Raw genomic sequence first — 24,969 nt, 5'->3', positions numbered from 1 at the left:
GGAAGGCCAGCCAGGTCAGCGCGCATACCAGTTCGGCGCGAAGACCCAGAGCCCGTCATGCTGCTCCAGCAGGTCGCGCGTCGGATCGATGCGGGCGGCCACCAGCGCCTGGGTCGGCGCATCGCGCAGCACATACAGCGTGCCCCCCTCCCACCAGCCGCGTGCCAGGTCGCGCCGCGTGCGGGCGCGCAGCGCGGCCACCGCCTCGGGATCCACGCGGGAATGGTAGGCGGCATCGGTGGGCAGGCCGCGGGGCGCGGCGAAGCGGGCGACCGGCTCCCAATGCGCACCGAAATTCTCGGCCGGCACGGCGCGGATGCGGTGGTAGCGGCGGCCGGCCTCGGCCCAGAAGGGATCGGCCAGGCGCTCCGCCGCCACCGGCGGCGCGGCGGCGACCAGGGCGCGGAAGCGGCCCATGCCGGCCTGGATATCCACCACCTGGATCAGCAGCAGCCCGGCCAGCACCCAGCGCAGCGGCACCACCGCCAGGCGCAGCGCCAGGCCGGCGATGGCAGCAAACAGGGACGCATAGGCCAGCGGCCAGAAGAAGCGTTCCGAGGCCCGCAGCATATCCGCCAGCCGCAGCAGCGGCGCCGGCAGGTCGTAGACCAGCACGATATGCCCGCCGATCGCCACGTGGTTGGACATGGCGAAGGCCAGCATTCCGGCCAGCGCCAGCACCAGCACCGCATGCCGCCGCAGCGCCGGGCGCAGCGTGCCGCGCGGCGCCAGCGCCAGGGCCAGGGCCAGCAGCAGGATGGCACCGGCGCCAAGATAGGAGCCCCCGGCCTCCCAGTGCCGGAGCCCAGGCAAGGCGGGCAGCAGCCGGCCCCATTCCACCGCATCGAAGGGTGCGGTCAGGTCGAATTGGGAGGCGCCGTAATGCACCCCCATCGGCAGCACATCCCCCGCCAGGGTGAAATAGCCGGCAAGCCAGAGCGCGCCCGCCATCGCCGGCAGCACCAGCGCCGGCTGGAGGACCAGCGGGGAAAGCCGCGGCCGGGGCGCGGCACCGCGCAGCGCGCGGCCCAGCAGATCCGCCACCCAGAGCCCGCCGCACATCGCCATGACATAGGGGTTGAGCATGGCGACCAGGCCAAGGCAGCCGGCCCAGTGCCGCGCCTGGCGCCCCAAATGGAGCCCCGGATCCGGCCGCAGGCAGAGCCACAGCGCCCAGAGCAGCGCCCATTGCGAGCAGAGCGCGAAATGCCCGCCCATCCGGTTCAGCAGCAGCGGCTGCCAGGCGAAGATCAGCGCGCCGAGCGCCCGCGCCACCGGGTCCGGCACTGCCAACCCCAGCAGCCGCCAGGCGAAGAAGGCCTGCAGCCCGGCCGAGAGCACCATCCAGGGGCCCCAGTATTGCGGGATCTCCAGCAGCGGCCGCAGCGCCTTGGCCAGGAAGGCCATCAGCGGCACCGCATCGACGTAGAAGATCGCGCTGGACAGTTCCAAGCCGTAGTCCGGGTTCAGGCCGGGCGGCCAGGACCAGGGCGAGGGGGCGAAGTACATCCAGGCGGAGAGATAGGCGACCGGATCCGGCCCCAGCGTGCCATGCAGCAGCCAGCCCAGGTCGTGGATGTCCAGGATGCGCGGGCCCAGCGTGGCGATGGCGGCCAGCGCGCCGCCGAAGATCGCCGCCAGCGCCATGGCGCGGCCCAGCGCGGCGCTGCCCGGCCGTGCCGCCACGGCGGGCGGGCCCGCGGTCTCGGCGCGGGCCCCCACTGGCTGGGCGGCGGGGGGTGCGAGGTCGCCCGGCGCTATGCCGTGCATCGGCTGCGGGCCATGGCGTTTCCCTGTCCTCGCGAGCCCCCCGCGATGGCGGCGAGACGACCCGCTCTGCTTGGGCGCGCCCGGGCTGCACCTAGCCGTCCGGCTCACCTTCACGTGAAGCCTAGGGTTGCGCGGCGCCCCCGGCAAGCCGGCCGGGCCTTGGCGGCCGCCGGCCCCTTGGCGGGCGGCGGACAGCAACCCAGCTGGCGGAAGGGCCGGGACTGCGCGGCGGCCCGACCGCCATCCCGAACCCCCATCCCGCATCCAAGGAAGCCAGCCATGACCCATCTGCGTCGCCGGAGCCTGCTCCAGGGCCTCGCCCCGCTTTCCGCCGCCCTGGTCCTGCCTGCCTGGGCGCTGCCGCGGGCCGCCCTGGCCCAGGCGCCGGCGCCGACGGGCCCCTTCACCCAGGCGGCCCTGCCCTATGCTTTCGGCGCCAATGAGGCGGCGATCGATGCGCGGACCATGGAGCTGCACTACCGCTTCCACCATGGTGGCCAGGTGGCCGGGCTGAACAATGCGCTGCGCGAGCATGGCCAGCTGGCGACCCGGCCGCTGGACGAGCTGCTGATGAAGCTGAACGAGGTGCCGGAGGCGGTGCGAACCGCCGTGCGCAACAATGGCGGTGGCCATGCCAACCACACCATGTTCTGGGAGATCATGGGCGGGGCGGGCGGGGAGCCGCAGGGCGAGCTGGCCGAGGCCATCACCCGCGACTTCACCGACTTCGCCACCTTCCGCAGCCGCTTCAATGCCGCGGCGAACGGCGTCTTCGGCAGCGGCTGGGCTTTTGTCACGGTGAACCGCGAGGGGCGGCTGGCCCTGGTCACCAAGGGCGGCCAGGACACGCCGCTGATGGACGGCCAGCGCGTGCTGATGGGCAATGACGTCTGGGAGCACGCCTATTACCTGCGCTACCAGAACCGCCGCGCCGAATACACCGGCAACTGGTGGAACGTGCTCGACTGGCAGAAGATTGCGGCACGGTATGCGGCGGCCAAGGCGGGCACGCTGACGGTGTGATGCGAAGGGGCGGGGCCGCGTGCCCCGCCCAGCCTGCTACTTTTTCGTCTGGAAAGCGCTGAAGAAGCCGGTCGGCTTGATGATGCGGTTTTCCATCTTCACCAGCAGGCCGCGCGCGCCGGCCTCGGCCAGGTATTCGCCCCAGGCCGGGTCGGCCGCCATGGCGGTGCGGCGACGCTCCCGGTCGCCCTGGTCGGCATAGCCCCACATATGCACCACGGTGTTCAGCGCGCCTTCCACCGTGGTGTACCAGCCCAGGCAATTCTCCAGGTATTTCAGCTGCAGCGGCCAGGCCTTGGCCTCATAGAGCGCGACGAATTCCGGAAGCTTGTTCGGCAGCGTGGTGTAGATGCGCAGGTCGACGATCATCCCGGTCCCTCCCGTTCCGGCGCCAGCATGGCGCGCGGCCGTGGCGCCGCCCAGCCCGGCGCGGCTGCAATTCCCTGCAACCGCTTCATCATGCCGCTGTCATGGGGACGTCATGGGGTGCTTGTATAGCCCGCTTTGAGAAGGGGCACCCCATGCTGGAATTGCGGGGCCTGACGCGGCGCTTCGGCGCCGTAACGGCCGTGAACGAGGTGACGCTGGCGATCCCGGACGGCCAGATGGTCGGCGTGATCGGCCGCTCCGGCGCCGGCAAGTCCACCCTGCTGCGCATGATCAACCGCCTGACCGAACCCTCGGCCGGGCAGGTGATTTATGGCGGGCGGGAGATCACCGCGCTGCGCGGGGCGGAACTGCGCCGCTGGCGCACCGACTGCGCCATGATCTTCCAGCAGTTCAACCTGGTGCAGCGGCTGGACGTGCTGACCAATGTCCTGGTCGGAAGGCTGAACCACCGCCCCGGCGTGATGGGCACCGTCACCAGCCTGCTGAAGATGTTCACCGCCCGCGAACGCGCCATGGCGCTGGCGGCGCTGGATCGCTTCGACCTGGCGGAGGTCGCGCTGCAGCGCGCGGATACCCTCTCCGGCGGCCAGCAGCAGCGCGTCGCCATCTGCCGCGCCCTGCTGCAGGAACCCCGCCTGATGCTGGCGGATGAGCCGATCGCCAGCCTGGATCCCCGCAACGCCAAGACCGTGATGGACGCGCTGCGCCAGGTGAACCGGGAGGACGGCATCACGGTGCTGACCAACCTGCATCACCTGAACACCGCCCGGCAGTATTGCGACCGCATCGTCGCCATGCAGGCCGGCCGGGTGATGTTCGACGGCACGCCCGCCGAGCTGACCTCCGCCCGGGTGCAGGAGATCTACGGCGTCACCGAGGACGAATTCGAGGTCCAGGCGCAGGAGGCGGTGAACTCCGCCGCACGCCCGGCCCCGACCACCACGCCCGGCCTCGCCCTCGCCTGAACGCGGCGGCGTGGTCGGCGGAATCGCAAAACTCCCCCTGGAGAGAACCCGCATGATCACCCGTCGTCTTCTGGTGGCCGGCGCCGCGCTGGCGCCCTTCGCCGCCACTGCCCAGACCGCCGCCCCCGCCGCCGCCCCGGCCATGCCCGCCCCCGGCCGCCGCGCCTGGGCGCAGCAGGTGCCGCAGCTTCGCCTCGGCCTGCTGGGTGGCGAGAACGAGCAGGACCGGCTCGGCCGCTACGAGGCCTATCGCGCCTTGATGGAAACCACCTTCGGCATCCCCGTGCGGCTGTTCCCGGCCGCCGACTATGCCGGCGTCATGCAGGCCTTCAGCGCCAGGCAGATCGAGGGCGCGGCCATGGGCGCCTCCGCCTATGCCGGCGCCTGGCTCGACACCAATGGCGGCGTCGAGCCGCTCTTCGTGGCGCGGGAGGCCGATGGCGGCATCTCCTACGTCTCTGTCATGGTGGTGCGCGCCGATAGCGGCATCACCAGCCTGGAGCAGCTGCGCGGCAAGTCGCTCGCCTGGGCCGATGCCAATTCCACCTCCGGCTACCTGGTGCCGCGCTCCGAGCTGCGCGCCGCCGGCATCGGCACGGAAAGCGGCCAGTACTTCTCCCGCACCGGCTTCGGCGGCGGGCATGAACAGGCGGTGGTGGCGGTGCTGCAGCGCCAGTATGATGCCGCCGTCACCTGGGCCTCGGGCCAGGGCGAAGTCTCCCAGGGTTTCACCCGCGGCAATCTGCGTGCCATGGTGGAGAAGGGCATGCTGAACATGGCCGATCTGCGCATCATCTGGACCTCGGCGCCGATCCTGAACGGGCCGATGACGGTGCGCTCCGATCTGCCGGCCGCCTTCAAGAAGGATCTCACCGATTTTCACCTGGCGCTCGCCACCGCCCATCCGCAGATCTACGCGCAGGTCGAGCGTGGCGGTGGGCAGGGCTATGCGCCGGTGACGCATGAGATGTTCGAGCCGATCGTGCGCCTGCGCCGCGAGGAAGCGGCCGAACGCCGCCGCCGCTCCTAAGCCCTAGCCCATGGATGCCGCGCTGCCGCTGACCGCCTCCGCCCAGGCCGCCATTTCGCGGGGGGAGGCCGCCTTCCAGGCAGCGCGGCGGCAGCGTCGGCAGGCGACGCTGGTCTATGGCGCGCTGCTGCTGGCCTGCCTGCTGGTGGCGGCCTGGATGTCGGAGATGACGCCGCAGGCGCTGGCCGCCGGCCTGCCGCGCATCGGCGAGTATTTCTGGCGCATTCTGCCGACCCTGCGGTGGGAGGTGCTGTTCGCCGATTGGGAGACGGAGGGCAGCCTCGCCGGCTGGTTCTACCGCCTCGACAAATGGGCCTGGCTGATCTTCGAGACCAGCCAGATGGCGCTGCTCGGCACCTTCCTCGGCACGCTGATCGCCTTCGCGCTGAGCTTCGCCGCCGCGCGCAACCTGGCGCCCACAAGCTGGTCCTTCCATCTGACGCGGCGGCTGCTGGAGTTCCTGCGCACCGTGCCGGAGATCGTCTTCGCGCTGATCTTCGTCTGGGCCTTCGGCATCGGGCCGCTGGCCGGCATCCTGGCCATCATCCTGCACACCGCCGGCGCCAACGGGAAACTCTTCGCCGAGGTGGTGGAGAATGCCGAGACCTCCGCCATGGAGGGCGTGCGTGCCGCCGGCGGCAACTGGTTCCACCGCGTGCGCTTCGGCGTGCTGCCGCAGGTGGCGCCCAATTTCCTGAGCTATGCGCTGCTGCGCTTCGAGATCAATGTGCGCGGCGCCAGCGTGCTCGGCTTCGTCGGCGCCGGCGGCATCGGCGAGGAGCTCTATCACGTGATCTCCTTCAACTATTACGAGGAGATCAGCGCCATCATCGTGCTGATCATCCTCAGCGTGGCGGCGATCGACATGGTGTCCGAGCGGCTGCGCCGGCAGTTGTCGGCCGGCGCGGTCAGGGGCTGACGGGCATGGCGATGGCGCAACCCACCCCGGGGCAGATCAAGCAGTGGCAGGCGCGCATGCCGGCCGCATTCGGCGTCAGCCCGGCGACGCGGGCGCTGCGCTGGGGAATCGGCGCGGCGGCGCTCGGCTGGTTCGTCTTCCTGCTCTGGTGGTTCCAGTTCACCCCGCAGCGGCTGTGGAACGGGCTTTCAGGCCTCGGCACCATCATCGTGCTGATGATCCCGCCTTCGCCCGGCGCGCTGTGGCTCGATATCCTGAAGGGCATCGCCGAGAGCGTGGCCATGGCCTTCCTCGGCACCTTCATCGCCGCCCTGATCGCCGTGCCGCTGGGGTTCCTGGGCGCCGGCAATGTCGTGGTGAATACGCTGGCGCATTTCTCCATCCGCCGGGTCTTCGACGGGTTCCGGGGCGTGGACCAGCTGATCTGGGCGCTGGCCTATGTGCGCGCGGTGGGCCTCGGGCCGCTGGCCGGTGTGCTGGCGATCGCCACCGCCGATATCGCCGTGCTGGCAAAGCTCTATGCCGAGGCGATCGAGAATGCGGAGCGCCGGCAGGCGGAAGGCATCGATGCCGTCGGCGGCAGCAAGCTGCTGCGCACGCGCTTCGGCCTGCTGCCGCAGGTGCTGCCGATCATGATCGCCCAGGCGCTGTACTTCCTGGAAAGCAACACGCGTTCCGCCAGCGTGCTCGGCATCGTCGGCGCCGGCGGCATCGGCTTGGCGATCGCGGAGCGCATCAGGATCCGCGCCTGGGACGAGGTGGCCTTCATCATCATCCTGATGCTGATCACCGTCGCCCTCATCGACCAGATCTCGGCCCGCATCCGCCGCAGGCTGATCGGGGGGAGGGAGGCGCAGGCGCTGCGCTGAGAGCCGGACCCAAGAGATCGGCGGGTCGGTCCGGTGCGTCAACCGCCGACCTTCCGGGTGAGGCGCTGAGCCGGTCGTTGCGCCAGGGGAAGAGCTTCCGCGCTAAATTGATAATGAGAGTCATTCTCAATATGGTCCCGGCGAATCCAAGCCGAGGACCCGCATGCCCGACCGCCATCTCCATCCCGCGCTGGCCCTGGCCCTGCTGATCGCCGCCACGCCGGCCATGGCCCAGGCGCCGGAGCCCGAGGCGGCCGCTGCCGGGACCGCCGCGCCCATCGCCACCCTGCCGCGCATCGGCGTCTCCGCCCCCGCCACCGCGCCGCTCGGCGCAACCGCTTCCGCCTCCGCCACCAAGACCGACACGCCGATCCTCGAAAGCCCGCAATCCGTCTCCGTGGTCAGTCGCGCGCTGATCGAGGCGCTGGGCGCGCAGACCCTGCCGGAGGCGGTGCGCTACAATGCCGGCGTCACCACCGGCGTCTATGGCTTCGATCCGCGCTTCGATCAGATCTTCATCCGCGGCTTCCCGGTGAACCTGCTGGGCGACTACCGCGACGGGCTCCGCCAGTCCTTCAGCCCCGGGCTGATTGGCTTCCGCACGGAACCCTACGGCCTCGACCGCATCGTCATCCTGCGCGGCCCGTCTTCCGTGCTCTATGGCCAGGCGCCGGCGGGTGGGCTGATCGACCGCATCAGCCGCATGCCCTCCGCCACCCCATCCAGCGAGGTGGCGGTCTCGGTCGGCAGTCATTCCCGCTACCAGACGGAATTCGACAGCACCGGCCCCATCGCCGGCGATCCGCGTTTCCAGTACCGCATCACCGGCGTGGTGCGGGACAGCGACTCCGAAATTCCCCGCGCCCGCGACGACCGCTTCTACCTGGCGCCGTCGCTGACCTTCCGCCCGACCGAGAATACCAGCGTGACGCTGCTGACCTCGATCCTGGATGACCGCGGCGTGGCGAGCGCGGGCTACTACACGCGGCCGGACGGCACGCCGACCAATATCCGCACCGACGACCCGAACTTCGCCCGCTTCGACCAGCGCCAGTACCAGATCGGCTATCGGCTGGAGCATCGGGTGAACGACACGTTCTCGCTGCGGCAGAACATGCGCTACAGCCAGGCGACGCTGACTTCGGCCTATCTCGGCGGAGGGGTCACCAGCGCGGATGGCACCAGCGTCTCCCGCTCCGCCAATTTCCTCGAGGAAAGCCTGGAGAATGTCGGGATCGACAACCAGGCGGAGTGGCGCTTCGCCACCGGGCCGCTGCAGCACACGCTGCTGGCCGGCGTCGACTACCAGTACACGACCTCGGACTTCAACTACGGCTTCGGCCCGGCGCCGGCGCTGAGCCTGGTGAACCCGGTCTATGACATCAATGTCGCGCGCCCGGCCTTCACCACGCGCAGCAGCCAGACGCAGCACCAGATCGGCGTCTATGCGCAGGACCAGATCCGCCTCGGCGATCGCTGGGTGCTGACCATGGGCGCGCGGCAGGACTGGACGGAGACGGATTCGGAAAACCGCGTGACCGGGGTGACCACGACGCAGACGCCGAATGCCTTCACCGGTCGCATGGGGCTGGTGCATCTCTTCCCGAACGGTATCGCCCCTTACGTGAACTATGCCGAGAGCTTCCAGCCGACGCTGGGCACGGACCGGCTGGGCCAGGCCTTCGTGCCGGTGGAGGCGGCGCAGATCGAGGCCGGGCTGCGCTACCAGCCGCCGGGCACGGAGCATCTGTTCACCGCCTCGGCCTTCGAGATCACGGTGCAGAACGGCACGACCACCGATCCGGTCGATCGCAACTTCTCCGTCCAGACCGGCGAGCAGCGCTCCCGCGGGCTGGAGCTGGAGGCGCAGTTCGCGGTGAACAGCCAGCTCCGCATCCTGGCCTCCGCCACCTGGCAGGATGTCGAGATCACCAAGAGCAATGGCGCCGACCTCGGCAAGCGGCCGATCGGCGTGCCGGAGGTGCTGGGCACGATCTGGGCGGACTACCGCATGCCGGAAGGCCCGCTCTCCGGCCTCAGCCTCGGCGCCGGCCTGCGCTACAACGGGCCGAGCTACCAGAACGCCGCCAATACCTCGGAGAACAGCGACTACGTCATGCTGGACGGCGCGGTGCGCTACGATGTGGGCCGATGGCGCCTGTCGCTGAACGGCACGAACCTGACCGACCGGCAGGCCTATAACTGTCAGTCCGGCTATTGCTACCACGTCGCCGGCCGCACCGTGCTGGCGCGGCTGGGCTATCGGTTTTGAGCGGGCTCGGGCGGCGCGTCGCGCTGGGCGCGCTGGGCGCGGGACTGGCCGCCGGCGGCGCGCGGGCACAGGAAGCGGGGCTGCAGCCGGCGCGCCTGGCCGGCACCGTGCAGTTCGACATGGCGCCGGACGCCGGCGGCCCGCCCTGGCGGATCTTCCTGTACCGCCCCGAGGGCCCGGCGCCGGAGGCCGGCTGGCCGGTGATGGTTCTGCTCGACGCCAATGCGGTGATGGGCATCGCGGTGGATGCGCTGCGGGTGCAGGCGGCCTATCCCACCGGCACCGGCATCGCCCAGGCCGTGCTGGTCGGCATCGGCTATCCGACGGAGGCGCCCTATGACAGCGTCCGACGGTCCTGGGACTATTCCCCGCCGCCCGGCCGCAGCTTCCCGCCCCATCGTCCCGGCGGGCCGGAGGTGCGCACCGGCGGGGCGGAGCCTTTCCTCGAATTCATCGAGACGGAGCTGAAGCCGCGCATCGCCAGCCTGGCCCCGATCGACCCGGCGCGGCAGGCCTTCTTCGGCCATTCCTTCGGCGGGCTCTGCGTGCTGCATGCCCTGTTCACCCGGCCGCAGGCCTTCGCCGACTGGATCGCGATCAGCCCCAGCATCTACTGGGAGGATGCGGCGCTGCTGGCCACCGAGCGCCGCTTCGCCGCCCTGCCAGCCGCCGCCCGCGGCACGCCGCGGCTGGCCATGGCGGTGGGCGAATACGAGACGCGCCTGGCGCCCTTCCAGATCGGCCGGCCCGACGCCGCAAGGCGCCAGGCGGCGCTGGAGACCGGCCGCCACCTGGCCCATGCGCAGGAGATGGCAGCGCGCCTGCGGCCGCTGGGCCTGGCGGTGGAGGTCACCGAACTGCCCGGCGAGACGCACATGTCCGTGCTGCCCGTCGCCATCAACCTGGCGCTGCGCTTCGCGCTGGGGCCGCGCTGAGCGGCCCGCGGGGCGCAGGCTTCAATCCTCGGCGCGTTCCGCCTGCGATTGCGCCGCAAGTGCGCGCGCCATCTGGCTGAGCGCTTCCTGATGCTTCTCGTTGTCGATCAGCGCGAAGTTGCGGGCCAGTTCCAGGCACATGCGCTGCCGCGGAGAGGCTTCGGGCCCGGCGGCATCACTGGTCAGCCCCTCGAAGAACCAGGAGACCGGCACGCCGAGCACCTGGCCGATCTCGAACAGCCGCCCGGCCGAGATGCGGTTCAGGCCGCGCTCGTACTTATGGGCCTGCTGGTAGGTCACGCCGATCAGCTTGGCCAGCTGCTGCTGCGACAGCCCCATCATCACCCGGCGTTCACGGATCCGGGCGCCGACATGGCGGTCCGCCGCGCTCGCGCGCTGTCCTGGCCGGTCGCCGGGCGGCAATGCGGCGACGTCCTCGTCCTCGGTCATCTCGATCGTCGTCATGGTCCCAATTCTCCGCGCCGTCCTGCGGCGCAACATCGCGAGGACAATGCCCACGCGTTCGCCTGTGGCGCGCATGACAAAGGCGTGAGTATCACCTGGAAGCTGTAACAGACCCTTCCAGACTGTCACTCAGGCCGCGGCAGAATCGCTTCTGTTGCTTTATCCTACCGTTTTTCGGGGCGTGCGGCGATGGCCTTGTAGTGTTCGATCTGTTGATGCAATGCTTCAATCTCGGCCTGCAGCGCCGCCAGCCGGGCGGCATCCGGAGAAGCCTCGGCCTGTTCGGAGGTGGGGCGGAAGGGCGAGAACAGGCTCATCGCCCGTTCCATCATCGCCATGTTCTGCTTGCCCATCTCCTCCAGGTTGGTGAACGGCATGAAGCCGCCCATCCCGATGGTCTGCTCGACCGTCTTGCGCATCTGGTCGTGCTGGCGGGAGAACGCGCTCATCATGGACTCGAGGTAGCGCGGCACCAGCGACTGCATGCTGTCGCCGTAGAAGCCGATGATCTGCCGCAGGAAGCTGGTGGGCAGCAGGTTGCGCCCCTTGGCCTCCTCCTCGACGATGATCTGGGTCAGCACGCCGCGGGTGATGTCTTCCCCCGACTTCGCGTCATAGACCACGAAGTGGCGACCGTGGCGCACCATCACCGCCAGATCTTCCAGGGTGACGTAGGACGAGGATTCGGTGTTGTAGAGGCGCCGGTTGGCGTATTTCTTCACCACCACCGGCGGCAGCGCCGGTGCTTCCGGGGCCTCCGCCTGGGTGCCCGATGCGGCACCTGCTTGGCCCACACCTGCCTGGGTCGTATCCTGCGCCATGCGTATTGCTTCCCCTGGCGGCCCTGCCGCTGCCACAATCTTATCATGCGCTGCGCTGCAGTGCGAAACATCTGTTTTTGAGAATCGTTCCACCGCGCCGCGCCAGCGGGCCCTGCCTTGGCCCGCCGCGGCCGGCGCGGCCGGTCCCGGGCGGGGGCTTGGGGATGCATGATGCAGGGGGATGGCCCCAAGGGCCCGGATCCCGCGGCCGAGCTGGAAAGCCTGGCGGAGGACTGGATCGCGCTGTGGCAGAGCGAGATCGCCGGCCTCGCCGCGGACCGGGAGGCAGCGGAAGGCTGGGCGGCGATGACCGCCGCATGGGCCGCGCTGGGCGCCGCCTGGCTGCGCGCCGCCGCCGCACCCCCCTTCGGCCGCAGCGCGCCACCGGGTGCCTGGCCCGGCTACACCCCGCCGCATGACAGCACCGCTGCGCCGCCGCGGCCCGCGCCCGCTGCCGCTGCACCTGATCCTGGGGGCGAGCCGCGGGATGGCGGCGATCGTGAGCAGCCTGGGGGTGGGGGCGGGGATGCCGCCCTCGTCGCCCGGCTCGCCGAGCTGGAACGGCGCCTCGCTGCCCTGGAACCCGGCGATGCGCCTGTCGCCCCAAGGCCAGGTGGAAATGCGAAGGATCGGCGCCGCTCTGGCCGCCGCAAACCAGCCGGTTGAGGCTTTCCAGGCCGCGGTGATCCGCCGGCTGCTGCGCGCGGACCGCGCCCTGCTGGCCGGCATCGCGGCCTATCGGCGGCATCCCTATCACCGAACCCTGCCCGACCCGCCCGTGCTCTGGGCGGAGGGCGGCACGCGGCTGCTGGATTATGCTCCCGGCGGGGTCGGCCCGCCGGTGCTGCTGGTGCCCTCCCTGATCAACCGGGCGGAGGTGCTGGACCTGATGCCCGGCCGGTCCCTTTTGCGCTTCCTGGCCGGGCAGGGGCTGCGGCCGCTGCTGCTGGATTGGGGCTGGCCCGGGGAGGCCGAGCGCCACTTCAGCCTGACGGACTATATCGCCGGCCGGCTGGAACGCGCGCTGATGGCGCTGCCCGGCCCCGCCGTGCTGGTGGGCTATTGCATGGGCGGCCTGCTGACGCTCGCCGCGGCGCTGCGCCGGCCGGACCGCGTTTCGGCGCTGGGCCTGCTGGCGACGCCCTGGGACTTCCACGCGGATCCGGCGGAGACCGCCCGCGCCCGCGCCGCCGCCGCCCTGCTGCCGGGGCTGGAGCCGGTGATGGCGGCCACCGGCACCCTGCCGGTCGATGCCATCCAGACTCTGTTCGCCGGCCTCGACCCCTTCGGCATCCCGCAGAAATTCCGCGCCTTCGCCCGGCTGGACCCGGCCTCCGACCGCGCCGCGCAGTTCGTGGCGCTGGAGGACTGGCTGAATGACGGCGTGCCGCTGGCCGCCCCCGTGGCGCGAGAGGCGCTGGGCGGCTGGTACGGCGCCAATACCACCCATCGCCTGGCCTGGCGGGTGGCCGGCGCGGTGGTGGACCCGGCGGCACTCGCCATGCCCAGCTTCGTCGCGGTGCCGGCGCGCGACCGCATCGTGCCGCCGGCCTCGGCCGAGGCGCTGGCGACGCGGCTGCGCGCGCCCCTGCTGCACCGGGCGACCGCCGGCCATATCGGCATGGCCGCAGGCAGCGGGGCGGAGGCGGCGCTGTGGCGGCCGCTGCTGGACTGGCTGCGCGGCCTGTGACGCCGGCCGGGCGGGCGCCGCTTGTCCCGCATGCCGCGCCGCACCACACTCCGCGGTAACCAGTCATCCCGAGCCAAGGAGCCCCAGGGCCCATGTCAGCAAGCGCAACCGACATCGTCATCGCCTCGGCCGCCCGCACCCCGGTCGGCGCCTTCAACGGCGCCTTCGCCAGCCTGCCGGCCCATGTGCTGGGCACCGTCGCCATCCGCGCCGCGCTGGAACGCGCCGGCGTGGCGCCGGAGGAGGTGGATGAGGTCATCCTCGGCCAGATCCTGACGGCGGGCGCCGGCCAGAACCCCGCGCGCCAGGCCGCCATCGCCGCCGGCATCCCGGTGGAGCGCACCGCCTTCGGCATCAACCAGCTCTGCGGCTCCGGCCTGCGCGCCGTGGCGCTCGCCGCGCAGCAGGTGGCCTGTGGCGATGCGAACATCATCGTGGCCGGCGGGCAGGAGAGCATGACCCAGGCGCCGCATTGCGCGAATTTGCGCGCCGGCCAGAAAATGGGCGACCTCGCCATGGTCGACACCATGATCAAGGACGGGCTGTGGGACGCCTTCAACGGCTACCACATGGGCAATACCGCCGAGAACGTCGCCCAGAAGTTCCAGCTGACCCGCCAGGAGCAGGACGAATTCGCAGCATCCAGCCAGCGCAAGGCCGGCGAGGCGATGAAGGCCGGCCGGTTCAAGGACGAAATCACCCCAGTCACCGTGAAGGGCCGCAAGGGCGACGTGGTGGTGACGGAGGACGAGTATCCCCGCCCAGACACGACGGTGGAGACATTGGCAAAACTGCGCCCGGCCTTCAGCAAGGACGGCACGGTCACCGCCGGCAATGCCTCCGGCATCAATGACGGCGCCGCCGCGGTGGTGGTTATGTCCGCCGCCGAGGCCGCGAAGCGCGGCATCACGCCCATGGCGCGCATCGTCTCCTGGGCCACGGCGGGCGTCGATCCCGCCATCATGGGCACCGGCCCGATCCCGGCCAGCCAGAAGGCGCTGGCCAAGGCGGGCTGGGATGTCGGCTCGCTCGACCTGATCGAGGCGAACGAGGCTTTTGCGGCGCAGGCCTGCGCGGTGAACAAGGGCCTCGGCTGGGATCCGGCCAAGGTGAACGTGAATGGCGGCGCCATCGCGCTGGGCCATCCGATCGGCGCCTCGGGCGCGCGGGTGCTGAACACGCTGCTGTTCGAGATGGCGCGGCGGGACGCCAAGCGCGGCCTGGTGACGCTGTGCATCGGCGGCGGCATGGGCGTCGCCATGTGTGTCGAACGCGACTGAGCCAACCGCCGATGCCGCGCGTGACACAGTGTTTCGCGCGGCCCGGCGCCCCGTTGCGGGGGCTTAACGGGCGGACCTAAGCTTCCCCTGGCTGCGGAACCGAAACGGCCGCGGCGGGGGACAACATCATGGCGCTGTTCCGGATCAACCCGCTGACAGGCGGGCCGCTGCTGCAGGATGGCACCGCCGGCGCCGACATCTTCCTCACCCTCGGCACCGGCAACCTGCTGGCCCCGGGCCTGCTGCAGGATGCGGCGGGCGGGGTGGACATGCTCCGCATCCTCGCCGCCGGCCCGCTCGCCGTGGCGGATGAGGCCTTCGCCGGCCTGCGCGGTTTCGAACAGGTGGTGCTGCGCACCAGCGGCAGCGCCAGCCTCACCCTCGGCGACGCCGCCGAGGCCGCGCTTGGCCCCAGCGCCACCATCACCCTGGCCAGGATCGCCAGCGCCAACCTCTCGGTCGATGCCGCCGGCATCGCCACCAACCTGCGCTTGGTCGGGCGCGGCGGCGACGACCTGCTGCAGGGCGGGCTCGGTCAGGACACCCTCGTCGGCGGCGCGGGTGCGGACACGCTGCAGGGCGGCGGCGGCAATGACCGGCTGACCGGCGGCGCCGGCAACGACCTGTTCCGTATCGGGCCGGAGGCCGGTCAGGTGGTGCTGGTCGATTTCACCGCCGTGGAGGACCTGATCGACTTCTCCGCCATCGACGGCCTGACACTGGACGCGGTGTTGGATGCCGCGACGCAGATCGGCAGCGTGGTGCGGATCGACCTCGAGGGCGGGGTGCGGCTGACGCTGCGCAATACCGTGCTCAGCGACCTGAATGCCGGCAACCTGCTCTTCGGCCGCTCGGAACCCTTGGTGGTCGATCAGACGCGGGAGGAGTTCGGCCTGAATGGCGCGGCCGGCCAGGATGGCGGGGCGGCGGAGGCCACGCTCTACGGCAGCGCCGATGTGCTGACCGGCAGCCTGCAGGCGGATGACGTGCAGCGCCAGGGACTGGCCCAGGGCGGCGATGGCGGTGCCGGCGCGGCCGGGGCGGATGGCGAGGCGGGCGCCGAGCTCTACCTCTTCACCTCCCCCCTGCATACGCGGATCACCCCGCGCGGCGAGAATGGCGCGGATGGCCAGGCGGGCGGCGACGGCGGCGCGGCCGCGGCGATCGCCGACGGGGCGGGCACGCGGCTGAAGGGCGCGCTGGCCGGGCGCGACGAGTCCGCGCTGCGCATGCTGGCCACGGGCGGCACCGGCGGCGATGGCGGCGATGGCGGCTTCGGCGGTGCCTCCGCCGCGGAACGCAACGTCACGGCGCTGGACGAGGACGGGCTTGTCGTCAGCGGCCTCTATGATACCGCCAACCAGGGCGGCAGCGGCGGCGCCGGGGGGGATGGCGGTGCCGGCGGCGATGCGCTGGCCGAAATCCTGGGCTTCCTCGGCAATGACGGACCGGGTGCCAATCATGTCCTGTCTGCCACGGCCCGGGCGGGGCTCGGCGGCGAAGGCGGGCGGGGCGGCAATGGCGGCGATGGCGATTTCGACGCCGACCTTACGGACGGGGTGGATGGCAGCGAGGGCGGGGTCGGCGGCGCGGGCGGCCGGGGCGGCGATGCCCTGGCCCGGATCAGCGGGCTGGAGGCCCAGCTGGCCACCGGCACCGACTGGCTGCTGGAGGCCGCGGCCTATGGCGGCCGCGGCGGCGACGGCGGCCGGGCCGGCGATGCCGGCTTCGGCAGCACCGGCGCCGAGGAGCACCTGGGCGGGGAAAGCACCGGCTGGCGCGACGAAGGCCGCGATATCGGCGGCGCGGGTGGCGCCGGCGGGCAGGGCGGCAATGCGCTGGCGGAGCTGGTCGGCAACCGGATCGGCACCGGCGGCGAGGCCGCGAATACCGTGCGGCTGGAGGCGCTGGCCCATGCCGGCTGGGGCGGCTTCGGCGGCCTCGGCGGCTTCGGCGGGTTGGAGGCCGATGTCGGCACCTTCGAGGAGGGCGGCATCCAGGTCACCCATCGGCTCGGCATCGCCGGCGCGAATGGCGAGGAAGGCGGGCAGGGCAGTGCCCGCATCGTGCTGCAGGACAATCAGGTCGCGCTGGGCGGCGGCGACGACCTGCTGCAGATCGCGCTGTTCCTGGAGGGTGGCGCGATCTCGCTGGATTTCGCCGGCAACCGCTTCGATGGTGAGGGCGGGCGCGACACGCTGGACCTGATCGATGTGCAGGATTTCGCCGCCGTCATCGACCTGCAGGCCGGCACCCTGGCGCTGGACGGCCAGGCCGGGGCCAGCCTGCTGCGCTTCGAGAGCTTCGTCAGCACCAACCGGGACGACCGCTTCATCGATGGGGCGGGCGAGCAGATCTATGCCGGGGCGGGTGGCGCGGATGTCTTCGTCTTCGCCCCCGGCCACGGCCAGGACAGCATCCAGGACTTCCGGCAGGGCGAGGACCTGATCGACCTGACGGCCTTCGGCCATGCCGGTTTCGAGGATCTCGACATCAGCAGCAGCCCGCCCGGCTATGAATACCCCTATGTCGTGGTCACCACCTCGGGCGGCAGCGGCCTCAGCCTGAGCTTCGACGCGCCGACCGTGCTGACCGCGGACGACTTCCTGCTGTAGCCCGGCTCAGAAATCGTCGAGCAGCGCGTCGATCGCGGCCTGGTCGATATCGCCGCCGGCCGGCGTTTCCACGGTGCGGATGGCGGTCTTCACCTCCACCTGCTTGCGCGGCACTTCCGGCAGCCCGCCTTCCGGGATCATCGTCTCCAGCATGTTCTCCACCTGCTGGAGGTGCTGGATGGCGCGGCGGATGCGCTGGCCGGTGACGTCCTGGAAGCTGCAGGCCTCGAAGATCGAATTCACCTTCGCGGCGATGGCCGCCACCTCGTCCTGGTCCTTGCCGCCGCCATCGACCCAGCTCTGGATCGCCTCCGCGGCTTCCATGATGGTATTGGCGGCCGCTTCCGTCGCCTGCACCACCGCCTCCAGCTCCAGCCCGCTGTTGCGTGTGGCGGCCGCCGGCATGGCGACCAGCTGGCCGATCTGGTCGTGGATGCGCGCCAGCTCGGCCTTCATATGCTCCTCACCCATATCGGCGATCTCGACGCTGGCATGCAGTTCCGCGCTGAGCTCGGCGATGCGGCGGTCGACGAAGCCGCGCAGCTCGGCCATCACCGGGTGCAGTTCGGCCCGCACGGCCTCGCGCAGGGAATCGGTCATCGGGTCCGTCGTCACTGACATGTCCATCATCCCGGTGGCGTCCGCGCGCGGCGGACCTCTTGGCAGAGGGGGAAGATGACAGCGCAGGGTGAACAAGCCGTTGCTGGAGCCGGGGCGGCAGGTCCTGCCGGCGCGGTTCAGGCTGGCAGCACCACCCGCCGCCGCAGCCGGCCGCCGCCCGCCGGCACGGCGGAAAGCAGGTCCTTCTCCGCCTCCAGGATCGCAACGCCGGCGAGCCGCGGGCAGAGGCTGCGGCCGAAGCGCTCGCAGGGGCCGGCGACGGGCGAGAGCAGGCGCAGCCCGACCGGCGGCAGGAACAGCGCCGCATCCCGCCGCGATGCGCGGAACAGGTGCCGCGCCAGCAGGCGGGACAGCTGGCCGCTGGAATAGGGCTGGCCATGGCCGAAGGGCGTGCGTTCCAGCTGCGCCCAGAGTCCCACCCGGTTCGGCACCACCACGATCAGCCGCCCATCGTCGCGCAGCACGCGCCAGACCTCGCGCAGCATGCGCCGTGCATTCTCCGCCGCTTCCAGCCCATGCACCAGCAGGACGCGGTCGAAGCTGGAATCCGCGAAGGGCAGCGCCTCCTCCTCCGCCACCAGGCTGCTGCTGCGCGCCCCCTCGGGCCAGGCTTCGGGCGTGCCCTGGTTGATCCCTTGGGCCGGGGTCAGGGCGATGCAGCGCGCGGCCTCCCGCTGCCACAGGCCGAGATAGGGCGCGGCATGGCCGATGCCGAGCACCGCCTGGTCGGGCAGCGCCGGCCAGAGCGCCGCCAGCCGGTCCCGCACCAGGCGGGCCGCCACCGCGCCGGCGGGGGATCGGTAGAACCCCAGCAAACCATGGACCTCGGTCGTCATGCCGGGGATATAGGGGAGAAGGCCCCGGTTTGGACCGGGCCCAGCTGGGAAGTCAGTTCGGGAAGGTGCGCGCGATGTCGGTGAAGGTTCAGGCGGTCCCCTGCCTCGAGGACAACTACCTGTGGCTGCTGCGGGACGGGCCGACGGGCGCCGTCGGCATCTGCGACCCGGGCGAGGCCGGCCCCGCCATCGCGGCGGTGGAGGAAGCCGGCGGCCGGCTGGATGCCATCCTGCTGACGCATCACCATGGCGACCACATCAACGGGGTGGCGGAGCTGAAGGCCCGCTTCCCCGAAGCCCGCATCATCGGCGGCAAGCCCGACGCGCACCGGCTGCCCCAGCTCGATCAGGCGGTGGATGAGGGCGACACGGTGAAGTTCGGCGCGGCCGAGGCCAAGGTCATGCACCTGCCGGGCCACACCACGGGCCATATCGCCTTCCACTTCGCCGCCGACCATTTTCTGCTCTGCGGCGACGTGGTCTTCGCGCTGGGCTGCGGCAGGCCGCTGGAAGAGGGCGGCATGGCGGCGCTGTACAATTCCTTCCAGCGCCTGGCCAAGCTGCCGCCGGAGACGCGCTTCTGCTGCGGCCATGAATACACCGAGGCGAATGCGCGCTTCGCCCTGACCATCGAGCCCGGCAACAAGGCGCTGCGGGCCGAGGCCGAGGCCGCCGGCGCGCTGCGCGCCGCGGGCCGGCCCACCGTGCCCACCACCCTGGCGCAGGAACTGGTGGCCAACCCCTATTTCCGCGCCCGCGACCTGGCGGAATTCACCGCGCGGCGGGAGGCGAAGAACCATTTTCGCGGTTGAGCCTTCGCGAAGCCATCATTCCGCTGGCCCCCGATCCTTGGCATGCTGCGCCGCAGCGCCGGGATCGGGCCGGCCAGCGCGACAGGAACGCCCATGAAACTGCACCACGCCCATGCCAGCCCCTTCGCCCGCAAGGTCATGGCCAGCGCCATCCTGCGCGGCATCGAGGGGCGCATCGAGATCGTCGTGACCGATCCGCATGCCTCGCCCCAGGCGCTGCTGCAGGACAACCCGCTCTCCAAGGTGCCCACCCTGGTCACCGATGACGGCCGCGCTGTCTTCGACAGCCGGGTGATCTGCGAATACCTGGATACGGTGGGGGAGGCCCCGCCGCTGTTCCCGCCCACCGGCAGCATGGCGCGCCTGGCGGCCCAGCTGCGGCATGCCCTGGCGGATGGCATCATGGATGCGGCGGTGGCGCGGCGCATGCGCTTCGGCAAGCCGATGGACGAGACCCGCCTGGCCTATCTCGCGCGGCAGAAGGCGGCGGTGCAGCGCGGCCTGGCGGCGCTGGAGCAGGACCCGCCCGAGGACCTGACCGATATCGGGGAGGTCGCGGTGGCCTGCGCCCTGGGCTACCTCGACTTCCGCTTCGCCGACGAGCCCTGGCGTGCGGGCCATCCGCGCCTGGCCGACTGGTTCGAGCGCGTCTCCCGCCTGCCGGCCCTGCAGCGCACGGCGCCGCCCGGCTGATGGACCTGACCGACCCCGCTTTGACGGCGGCCGATGTGGTGGCGGGCCTCGGCCTCGCCCCGCATCCGGAGGGCGGCCATTACCGCGAGGTCTGGCGCGACCAGCCCGCCGAGGGCGGCCGCGGCGCCGGCACCGCCATCCATTTCCTGCTGGAGGCCGGGCAGCGCAGCCATTGGCACCGGGTGGACGCCGCCGAATGCTGGTTCTGGCAGGGCGGCGGGCCGCTGGTGCTGGCGCTGTCGCAGGACGGGTCGCGGGTGGACCAGCAGGTGCTGCTCGGCCCGCGGGCCGCGCTGATGGGGGTGGTGCCGAAGGGCTGGTGGCAGGCGGCCTGGCCGGTGGCGGATCGCTGGTCGCTGGTCTCCTGCACCGTCTCGCCCGCTTTCGACTTCGCGGGCTTCGAGCTGGCGCCGCCGGGCTGGGAGCCAGGCAAGTGAGCACCTCCCTCGCCTGGGACGAACGCTACCAGGGCGGCGGCTTCCAGTTCGGGGAGGCGCCGAACCGCTACCTGCAATGCCAGCGCGCCTGGCTGCGGCCGGGTATGCGGGCGCTGGCGCTGGGCGATGGCGAGGGGCGCAACGGCGTCTGGCTCGCCGAGCAGGGGCTTTCGTCCGTCTCCCTGGACTGGTCGCCGGTCGCCGGGGCGAAGGCGGCCGCGCTGGCGGCTGCGCGCGGCGTGGCGCTGCGCACGGTGACGGCGGATGCGGCGGAATGGGACTATCCCGAGGCCGCCTTCGACCTCGTCGCCTGGATTTTCGTGCATCTGCCGCCCGAGGACCGCGCCGCGGCGACGGCGGGCGTGCTGCGCTGCCTGGCGCCGGGCGGGCTTCTGATCCTCGAATGTTTTTCGCCGGCCCAGCAGGGGCGGCGCAGCGGTGGGCCGAAAATGCCGGAACTGCTGTGGACCCGGGCCCTCGTCGAGCAGCATTTTGCCGGGTTGGAGGTGCTGGAACTGCTGGAAGGCACCGTCGCGCTGGATGAGGGGCCGCGGCACCAGGGCCAGGCGGAGGTCGTCCGCGCCCTGATGCGCAAGACCTAGCCTCTTGCGCGAGCGGCCACGAAGCCACCTCCCGCCACCATCAGCGTCGCCACCACCACCCGGGCGCTGAACTCCCCCTGCCCAGCCAGGATCAGCAGCAGGGTGGAGGCCACCGGCACCGCATAGGCCAGCGTCCCCAGCAGCCGCGGATCGCCGCGCTTCATGCCGATATCCCACAGGAAGAAGGCGGCCCCCACCGGGCCCAGGCCGAGCAGCGCCACCGCCAGAAATTGCCCGGCATCCGGCGCCACCGTCGTCTCGAAGGCCAGGTGCGCCACCGCCGCCAGCGCCGCGGTGCCCAGGCAGAAGCCGGCTACCGCCTCGGTCGGCACCGCGGCGAGGCGTGGCGTGCCGGAGGTGACGGAATAGACCGCCCAGAACACGGCGCAGCCCAGCGCGGCGAGAAAGCCCGGGATGGCCTCCGGCGGGAAGGCCGCGCCGCTGCCGACCAGCAGGGCGCAGCCGGCGAAGCCAAGGCCGACCCCCGCCAGCCGCGCCGGCCCCAGCCGCAGCCCGCGCAGCGGCGCGGAGAGCAGCACGATCAGCAGCGGCCAGAGATAGTTGATGAGGTTCGCTTCCACCGCCGGCGCCAGCGCCAGCGCGAGGAAATACAGCGCGTGGTAGCCGAAGAGCCCGCCCACGCCATGAAGCCAGGCAATCCCCGGCTGCCGCAGCAGCCCGAGCCGCCCTTTGGCCGCCACCACCGCCAGCCCCACCAGCCCGCCCACGGCAAAGCCCATGGCGGTGAGCTGCAGCGGCGGCAGCCCGGCGGAAAGTCGCGACAGCAGGGCAAGGAAGGCCCAGAGCGCGAGCGCGCCGCAGCCGGCAAGGGTGGCGGAGGACATGGACCGCTTCTACGGCGGCCGGGTCGCTACTGGAACTGGGGGTCGATCGGCACCCGCAGCGCCTCGGCCAGGCGGTTGGTCTCGGCGGCCATGCCGACCACCGCCAGCAGCTCCCCATACTGGGCCGGCGTCATGCCCTTGGCGCGGGCCGCGGCGGTGTGGCTGGCGGTGCAATAGGCGCAGCCGCTGGTCATGGAGGCGACGAGGTAGAGCATCTCCTTCACGAGCGGGTCCAGCGCGCCGGGCGCCATGACGGCCGAGAGGCTCTCCCAGGTCCGCCGCAGCAGCGCGGGATCGACCGCGAGCGCCTTCCAGAAGTTGTTCACATCCGGAATGCCGCGCGCCGCCTTGATCTCCTCGAAGACGGCCAGCGCCTCGGGCGGGAATTCCTCAGCCATGGGGCAGGGGGGCGTAGGGCAGGGGGCGGAAGGCGGTGGCATGCACCGTGACCTCGCGCCAGACATCGCCGGTGCTGTAGGGGTCCGCGGCGACCCAATCCCGCGCCGCCTGGTGGCTGGTGTGCCGCGTGGCGGCGATGGAGCCGATCATCCGGCCGCCTGGCGCGTCGAAGATGGCGCCGCCGAACAGCAGCGTGCCATCCGCGGCCATCGGCTTCACGCGCGCGAAATGCGCCGGACGTGCGGCCATGCGGCGGTCGAGCGCGCCGGCATCCGTGCCGTCCCAGCCGATCAGCACGGAATGGGTGCGCCCCGTCGGCGCCGGCGCATCGGGCGAGGGCCAGGGCTGGTAGGGCAGCGGCGCGATGCCGAAGGGATGCGCCTGCACCTGCCGCCAGACGCCGGACGTGGCGAAGGGCTCGGCCGCCAGATAGGCGTCGCGCGCCGCTTCATCCCCGGCAACCAGCATCAGCGAGCCGCGGCTGCGCCCGGCCTCGTCATGCAGCGGCAGGCCGAGCAGCAGGCGGCCGGCCGCGGCTTCCGCCGTGATGAAGGCGACATGTGCCTCCCGCGCCGCGGCGCGCCGGGCGGGCGCCTCCGCATCGTCGCCATCGTAGGCCAGGATCGCCCAGGTCAATGTCGCAGACCCTCAATACATGTGCTGGCCGCCATTGATGGACAGCGTCGAGCCGGTGACGAAGTCCGCATCATCGGCGGTGAGGAAGGCGACGCCGCGCGCGATGTCATGCGCCGTGCCCAACCGGCCGCGGGGAATGCGGGCGATGATCTTCTCCAGCACGTCCGGCGGCACGGCGCGCACCATCTCGGTATCCACATAGCCGGGGGCCACCGCATTCACCGTGATCTGGTTGCGCGCGCCTTCCAGGGCGAGCGCCTTGGTGAAGCCGTGGATGCCGGACTTGGCGGCGGCGTAGTTCACCTGGCCGAGCTGGCCCGCCTGACCGTTGATCGAGCCGATATTGACGATGCGGCCGAACTTGCGCGCGCCCATGCCGTCCCAGACCGCCTTGCACATGTTGTAGCAGCTGCCGAGGTTCGTATCGATCACCTCGTCCCACATCTGCCGGGTCAGCTTGCGCATCATGGCGTCACGGGTGATGCCGGCATTGTTCACCAGGATCTCGACCGGGCCGACCTCGGCCTCGATCCTCGCCACGGCCGCCACGCAGGCGTCGAAATCGCCGACGTCGAACTTGTAGCAGGGGATGCCGGTGCGCTCGGTGAAGGCCTGGGCCGCGGCATCATTGCCGGCATAGGAGGCGACGACCTTGCGCCCTGCGGCCTGCAAAGCCTCGCTGATCGCGGCGCCGATGCCCCGCTGCCCGCCCGTCACCAATGCCACCCGCGCCATGCCGGCTCTCCCCTGTCGATGCGTCCGGATTCTGCGCCCGGCGCTTGTGGTGCCGGTTGCGGTGCAGGCCGGCCCTGCCCAGGCCGGCCGGTGCCGCGCAGCCGGCGCAGCAGCATCCTTGCCTGCCCGCGCGGCCCGCGCAATTCCCGATGCGTGGCGCGGTGGAAGGCCCGTAGGCAAGGTTGCGCGCGGTAGCTGGGACGACCCGGCGCGCAACCCGGAGGCGAGGCGAAACCGAAAAGTTGAAGTCCAGGCGAGTTTTTCAGACTTCACGTTCTCGTGATGCTGGTGCATAAGCTGGCCATCGGGCGCGCATGAAATACCCGCCGGAGAACTGCAGCCATGTTGAACGCGAAGCCAGCGCCGAACGATGCGGAAGCCACCGATCGCACGGCCCTGATCCTGATCCTGGAATATGTCGAGGCGGAGTGCCGCCGGCTTGGCGCTGATGCGGCCGCCCGCCATGCGGCCCTGGCGGCGGCGATGATGCCCGGCCAATGCGTCCCCCCTGGCGCCCGGTTGAACTGAAGCCGCGGGGACCTGACTTCGCGGTGACCTGACCTCGCCAAGGCGCCTGATGCCCGGCGGGGGGTCAGCGGCGGCGCAGCAGGAACAGCGCCTGTTCGCCGAAGAGATTCGCCAGCCAGGGCGAACGCTTCCAGGGCGAGCGGAGCCCCTTCTCATCCACCGCCAGCCAGCGCTCCACCACATAGCCCTCCATCCGGCACAGTTCGAAGAAGTCGCGGATGGTGCAGGGGTGGATATTCGGCGTCTCGTACCAGGGGCGGTCCCAGGTCTCATTGTCCGGCATGCGGCCGGACAGCAGCAGCCGCATGCGCAGCTGCCAATGGCCGAAATTCGGGAAGGAGACGATGGCCCGCCCGCCGATCCGCAGCATCTGGCGCAGCACTTCCCGTGGCCGCTCCACCGCCTGCAGGGTGCGGGACAGCACCACATAGTCGAAGGCGCCGTCCGGGTAGAAGGCGAGGTCGGCATCGGCATCGCCGTGGATCACCGGCAGGCCGGCGGCCACCGCCTCCGTCGCCTCGGCCATGTCGATCTCGATGCCGCGGGCATCGGCACGCTTCTCGCGCGTCAGATACTCGATCAGCACGCCGTCACCGCAGCCGATATCCAGCACGCGCGCGCCGGCTTCGACCATTTCCGCGATCAGGCGGAGGTCGAGCCGCATGTTCTTGGCGACGAAGCGCACTTCCACCGCATCCGGCACGCGCACCCCCCATCCCTTGGCTGGCGGCGGTTCGTCTAGCTTCCGGGCGCGGGCCCGTCCAGCGTGGGGACGACCCGG

The 24,969-nt window shown here is 71.4% G+C and carries 27 protein-coding genes; 16 read left to right on the top strand and 11 right to left on the bottom strand.

Going from position 1 to position 24,969, the window contains the following annotated elements; translation table 11 throughout:
• Positions 1-15 precede the first annotated feature (15 nt).
• Positions 16-1,770 (bottom strand): DUF6311 domain-containing protein, encoded by a 1,755-nt coding sequence (locus J3S20_RS21760; protein WP_216838657.1) that lies wholly within the window; start codon positions 1,768-1,770, stop codon positions 16-18.
• Positions 1,771-2,049: 279 nt separating this feature from the next.
• Here J3S20_RS21760 and J3S20_RS21755 point away from each other — a divergent pair, with 279 nt between their 5' ends.
• The gene (locus J3S20_RS21755) at positions 2,050-2,793 is read left to right on the top strand and encodes a superoxide dismutase (protein ID WP_216838656.1); all 744 of its coding nucleotides are present in this window, start codon (positions 2,050-2,052) and stop codon (positions 2,791-2,793) included.
• Positions 2,794-2,829: 36 nt separating this feature from the next.
• Here the strand turns inward: J3S20_RS21755 and J3S20_RS21750 are convergent, their stop codons facing one another.
• Complete coding sequence (locus J3S20_RS21750) at positions 2,830-3,162, bottom strand: NIPSNAP family protein (RefSeq protein WP_216838655.1); 333 nt, start codon at positions 3,160-3,162, stop codon at positions 2,830-2,832.
• Between the two features lie 152 nt (positions 3,163-3,314).
• On the opposite strand from J3S20_RS21750, the gene phnC reads away from it, so the two are divergent.
• The 6 genes from phnC (at position 3,315) to J3S20_RS21720 (ending at position 10,173) form a co-directional block, all read left to right on the top strand.
• Positions 3,315-4,148, top strand: coding sequence for a phosphonate ABC transporter ATP-binding protein (gene phnC, locus J3S20_RS21745; RefSeq protein ID WP_216838654.1), 834 nt, complete (start codon positions 3,315-3,317; stop codon positions 4,146-4,148).
• Between the two features lie 52 nt (positions 4,149-4,200).
• Positions 4,201-5,178 carry a phosphate/phosphite/phosphonate ABC transporter substrate-binding protein gene (gene phnD, locus J3S20_RS21740; protein WP_216838653.1) on the top strand — a complete coding sequence of 326 codons (978 nt, stop codon included), beginning with the start codon at positions 4,201-4,203 and terminating at the stop codon, positions 5,176-5,178.
• A gap of 10 nt (positions 5,179-5,188) precedes the next feature.
• The gene (gene phnE, locus J3S20_RS21735; RefSeq protein ID WP_216838652.1) at positions 5,189-6,097 is read left to right on the top strand and encodes a phosphonate ABC transporter, permease protein PhnE; all 909 of its coding nucleotides are present in this window, start codon (positions 5,189-5,191) and stop codon (positions 6,095-6,097) included.
• Positions 6,098-6,108: 11 nt separating this feature from the next.
• Positions 6,109-6,966 (top strand): phosphonate ABC transporter, permease protein PhnE, encoded by an 858-nt coding sequence (gene phnE / locus J3S20_RS21730; RefSeq protein ID WP_216838651.1) that lies wholly within the window; start codon positions 6,109-6,111, stop codon positions 6,964-6,966.
• Between the two features lie 163 nt (positions 6,967-7,129).
• Complete coding sequence (locus J3S20_RS21725; protein ID WP_216838650.1) at positions 7,130-9,238, top strand: TonB-dependent siderophore receptor; 2,109 nt, start codon at positions 7,130-7,132, stop codon at positions 9,236-9,238.
• The gene (locus J3S20_RS21720; protein WP_216838649.1) at positions 9,235-10,173 is read left to right on the top strand and encodes an alpha/beta hydrolase; all 939 of its coding nucleotides are present in this window, start codon (positions 9,235-9,237) and stop codon (positions 10,171-10,173) included. Before J3S20_RS21725 ends, J3S20_RS21720 begins: the two co-directional genes overlap by 4 nt.
• Before the next feature lie 21 nt (positions 10,174-10,194).
• Here J3S20_RS21720 and J3S20_RS21715 read toward each other — a convergent pair whose 3' ends face one another.
• Both J3S20_RS21715 and phaR read right to left on the bottom strand, forming a co-directional pair.
• A complete protein-coding gene (locus J3S20_RS21715) occupies positions 10,195-10,638 on the bottom strand; it encodes a helix-turn-helix domain-containing protein (RefSeq protein ID WP_456305706.1) in 444 nt (147 codons plus the stop codon).
• Between the two features lie 164 nt (positions 10,639-10,802).
• The gene (gene phaR / locus J3S20_RS21710; protein WP_216838648.1) at positions 10,803-11,459 is read right to left on the bottom strand and encodes a polyhydroxyalkanoate synthesis repressor PhaR; all 657 of its coding nucleotides are present in this window, start codon (positions 11,457-11,459) and stop codon (positions 10,803-10,805) included.
• A 168-nt stretch (positions 11,460-11,627) separates the two neighbouring features.
• Here phaR and J3S20_RS30420 point away from each other — a divergent pair, with 168 nt between their 5' ends.
• The 4 genes from J3S20_RS30420 (at position 11,628) to J3S20_RS21695 (ending at position 17,044) form a co-directional block, all read left to right on the top strand.
• Positions 11,628-12,125, top strand: a complete 498-nt coding sequence (locus J3S20_RS30420; RefSeq protein WP_246603149.1) for a hypothetical protein — start codon at positions 11,628-11,630, stop codon at positions 12,123-12,125.
• Entirely contained in the window at positions 12,079-13,149 is a 1,071-nt protein-coding gene (locus tag J3S20_RS21705; RefSeq protein ID WP_246603148.1) for an alpha/beta fold hydrolase, read from the top strand. The genes J3S20_RS30420 and J3S20_RS21705 overlap by 47 nt, the downstream gene beginning before the upstream one ends.
• Positions 13,150-13,241: 92 nt before the next feature.
• Positions 13,242-14,429 carry an acetyl-CoA C-acetyltransferase gene (locus J3S20_RS21700; protein WP_216838647.1) on the top strand — a complete coding sequence of 396 codons (1,188 nt, stop codon included), beginning with the start codon at positions 13,242-13,244 and terminating at the stop codon, positions 14,427-14,429.
• A gap of 128 nt (positions 14,430-14,557) precedes the next feature.
• Positions 14,558-17,044, top strand: coding sequence for a calcium-binding protein (locus tag J3S20_RS21695; RefSeq protein ID WP_216838646.1), 2,487 nt, complete (start codon positions 14,558-14,560; stop codon positions 17,042-17,044).
• Positions 17,045-17,050: 6 nt separating this feature from the next.
• On the opposite strand, the gene J3S20_RS21690 is transcribed toward J3S20_RS21695, so the two are convergent.
• On the bottom strand, positions 17,051-17,665 hold the full coding sequence (locus J3S20_RS21690) for a Rossmann-fold NAD(P)-binding domain-containing protein (protein ID WP_246603146.1): 615 nt from the start codon (positions 17,663-17,665) through the stop codon (positions 17,051-17,053).
• A 116-nt stretch (positions 17,666-17,781) separates the two neighbouring features.
• Entirely contained in the window at positions 17,782-18,501 is a 720-nt protein-coding gene (locus J3S20_RS21685) for a class I SAM-dependent methyltransferase (protein WP_216838644.1), read from the bottom strand.
• A gap of 74 nt (positions 18,502-18,575) precedes the next feature.
• On the opposite strand from J3S20_RS21685, the gene gloB reads away from it, so the two are divergent.
• From gloB to J3S20_RS21665, 4 genes are all read left to right on the top strand, one after another.
• Positions 18,576-19,313, top strand: coding sequence for a hydroxyacylglutathione hydrolase (gloB, locus tag J3S20_RS21680; RefSeq protein ID WP_216838643.1), 738 nt, complete (start codon positions 18,576-18,578; stop codon positions 19,311-19,313).
• A gap of 93 nt (positions 19,314-19,406) precedes the next feature.
• Positions 19,407-20,006 (top strand): glutathione S-transferase N-terminal domain-containing protein, encoded by a 600-nt coding sequence (locus J3S20_RS21675; protein ID WP_216838642.1) that lies wholly within the window; start codon positions 19,407-19,409, stop codon positions 20,004-20,006.
• Entirely contained in the window at positions 20,006-20,443 is a 438-nt protein-coding gene (locus J3S20_RS21670; protein ID WP_216838641.1) for a cupin domain-containing protein, read from the top strand. The genes J3S20_RS21675 and J3S20_RS21670 overlap by 1 nt, the downstream gene beginning before the upstream one ends.
• Complete coding sequence (locus J3S20_RS21665; protein WP_216838640.1) at positions 20,440-21,045, top strand: class I SAM-dependent methyltransferase; 606 nt, start codon at positions 20,440-20,442, stop codon at positions 21,043-21,045. Before J3S20_RS21670 ends, J3S20_RS21665 begins: the two co-directional genes overlap by 4 nt.
• Here J3S20_RS21665 and yddG read toward each other — a convergent pair.
• From yddG to phbB, 4 genes are read right to left on the bottom strand one after another with little or no spacing between them, the layout of a single operon-like run.
• Positions 21,042-21,890, bottom strand: a complete 849-nt coding sequence (yddG, locus tag J3S20_RS21660; RefSeq protein ID WP_216838639.1) for an aromatic amino acid exporter YddG — start codon at positions 21,888-21,890, stop codon at positions 21,042-21,044. The genes J3S20_RS21665 and yddG overlap by 4 nt on opposite strands.
• A 26-nt stretch (positions 21,891-21,916) precedes the next feature.
• Entirely contained in the window at positions 21,917-22,288 is a 372-nt protein-coding gene (locus J3S20_RS21655) for a carboxymuconolactone decarboxylase family protein (RefSeq protein ID WP_216838638.1), read from the bottom strand.
• Positions 22,281-22,925 (bottom strand): YciI family protein, encoded by a 645-nt coding sequence (locus J3S20_RS30415; protein WP_246603144.1) that lies wholly within the window; start codon positions 22,923-22,925, stop codon positions 22,281-22,283. The genes J3S20_RS21655 and J3S20_RS30415 overlap by 8 nt, the downstream gene beginning before the upstream one ends.
• A 12-nt stretch (positions 22,926-22,937) precedes the next feature.
• Positions 22,938-23,660 (bottom strand): acetoacetyl-CoA reductase, encoded by a 723-nt coding sequence (phbB, locus tag J3S20_RS21640; RefSeq protein ID WP_216838637.1) that lies wholly within the window; start codon positions 23,658-23,660, stop codon positions 22,938-22,940.
• Between the two features lie 342 nt (positions 23,661-24,002).
• Between phbB and J3S20_RS21635 the strand changes: the two genes are divergently transcribed.
• Complete coding sequence (locus J3S20_RS21635; RefSeq protein WP_216838636.1) at positions 24,003-24,188, top strand: hypothetical protein; 186 nt, start codon at positions 24,003-24,005, stop codon at positions 24,186-24,188.
• Between the two features lie 64 nt (positions 24,189-24,252).
• On the opposite strand, the gene metW is transcribed toward J3S20_RS21635, so the two are convergent.
• Positions 24,253-24,852 carry a methionine biosynthesis protein MetW gene (gene metW / locus J3S20_RS21630; protein WP_216838849.1) on the bottom strand — a complete coding sequence of 200 codons (600 nt, stop codon included), beginning with the start codon at positions 24,850-24,852 and terminating at the stop codon, positions 24,253-24,255.
• Positions 24,853-24,969 lie beyond the last annotated feature (117 nt).

Origin of the sequence: Falsiroseomonas tokyonensis (assembly GCF_019024325.1) — a bacterium.
In the GTDB taxonomy this organism is placed as follows: domain Bacteria; phylum Pseudomonadota; class Alphaproteobacteria; order Acetobacterales; family Acetobacteraceae; genus Falsiroseomonas; species Falsiroseomonas tokyonensis.
This window is presented reverse-complemented; position numbering and strand designations above follow the sequence as displayed.

What these genes read in the sequence shown, in the direction of transcription:
- J3S20_RS21760 (WP_216838657.1), bottom strand. Translation starts at nt 1,770, where the DNA reads ATGCACGGCATAGCGCCGGGCGACCTCGCACCCCCCGCCGCCCAGCCA.
- J3S20_RS21755 (WP_216838656.1), top strand. Translation starts at nt 2,050, where the DNA reads ATGACCCATCTGCGTCGCCGGAGCCTGCTCCAGGGCCTCGCCCCGCTT.
- J3S20_RS21750 (WP_216838655.1), bottom strand. Translation starts at nt 3,162, where the DNA reads ATGATCGTCGACCTGCGCATCTACACCACGCTGCCGAACAAGCTTCCG.
- phnC (WP_216838654.1), top strand. Translation starts at nt 3,315, where the DNA reads ATGCTGGAATTGCGGGGCCTGACGCGGCGCTTCGGCGCCGTAACGGCC.
- phnD (WP_216838653.1), top strand. Translation starts at nt 4,201, where the DNA reads ATGATCACCCGTCGTCTTCTGGTGGCCGGCGCCGCGCTGGCGCCCTTC.
- phnE (WP_216838652.1), top strand. Translation starts at nt 5,189, where the DNA reads ATGGATGCCGCGCTGCCGCTGACCGCCTCCGCCCAGGCCGCCATTTCG.
- phnE (WP_216838651.1), top strand. Translation starts at nt 6,109, where the DNA reads ATGGCGCAACCCACCCCGGGGCAGATCAAGCAGTGGCAGGCGCGCATG.
- J3S20_RS21725 (WP_216838650.1), top strand. Translation starts at nt 7,130, where the DNA reads ATGCCCGACCGCCATCTCCATCCCGCGCTGGCCCTGGCCCTGCTGATC.
- J3S20_RS21715 (WP_456305706.1), bottom strand. Translation starts at nt 10,638, where the DNA reads ATGACGACGATCGAGATGACCGAGGACGAGGACGTCGCCGCATTGCCG.
- phaR (WP_216838648.1), bottom strand. Translation starts at nt 11,459, where the DNA reads ATGGCGCAGGATACGACCCAGGCAGGTGTGGGCCAAGCAGGTGCCGCA.
- J3S20_RS30420 (WP_246603149.1), top strand. Translation starts at nt 11,628, where the DNA reads ATGATGCAGGGGGATGGCCCCAAGGGCCCGGATCCCGCGGCCGAGCTG.
- J3S20_RS21705 (WP_246603148.1), top strand. Translation starts at nt 12,079, where the DNA reads ATGCGAAGGATCGGCGCCGCTCTGGCCGCCGCAAACCAGCCGGTTGAG.
- J3S20_RS21700 (WP_216838647.1), top strand. Translation starts at nt 13,242, where the DNA reads ATGTCAGCAAGCGCAACCGACATCGTCATCGCCTCGGCCGCCCGCACC.
- J3S20_RS21695 (WP_216838646.1), top strand. Translation starts at nt 14,558, where the DNA reads ATGGCGCTGTTCCGGATCAACCCGCTGACAGGCGGGCCGCTGCTGCAG.
- J3S20_RS21690 (WP_246603146.1), bottom strand. Translation starts at nt 17,665, where the DNA reads ATGTCAGTGACGACGGACCCGATGACCGATTCCCTGCGCGAGGCCGTG.
- J3S20_RS21685 (WP_216838644.1), bottom strand. Translation starts at nt 18,501, where the DNA reads ATGACGACCGAGGTCCATGGTTTGCTGGGGTTCTACCGATCCCCCGCC.
- gloB (WP_216838643.1), top strand. Translation starts at nt 18,576, where the DNA reads ATGTCGGTGAAGGTTCAGGCGGTCCCCTGCCTCGAGGACAACTACCTG.
- J3S20_RS21675 (WP_216838642.1), top strand. Translation starts at nt 19,407, where the DNA reads ATGAAACTGCACCACGCCCATGCCAGCCCCTTCGCCCGCAAGGTCATG.
- J3S20_RS21670 (WP_216838641.1), top strand. Translation starts at nt 20,006, where the DNA reads ATGGACCTGACCGACCCCGCTTTGACGGCGGCCGATGTGGTGGCGGGC.
- yddG (WP_216838639.1), bottom strand. Translation starts at nt 21,890, where the DNA reads ATGTCCTCCGCCACCCTTGCCGGCTGCGGCGCGCTCGCGCTCTGGGCC.
- J3S20_RS21655 (WP_216838638.1), bottom strand. Translation starts at nt 22,288, where the DNA reads ATGGCTGAGGAATTCCCGCCCGAGGCGCTGGCCGTCTTCGAGGAGATC.
- phbB (WP_216838637.1), bottom strand. Translation starts at nt 23,660, where the DNA reads ATGGCGCGGGTGGCATTGGTGACGGGCGGGCAGCGGGGCATCGGCGCC.
- J3S20_RS21635 (WP_216838636.1), top strand. Translation starts at nt 24,003, where the DNA reads ATGTTGAACGCGAAGCCAGCGCCGAACGATGCGGAAGCCACCGATCGC.
- metW (WP_216838849.1), bottom strand. Translation starts at nt 24,852, where the DNA reads ATGCGGCTCGACCTCCGCCTGATCGCGGAAATGGTCGAAGCCGGCGCG.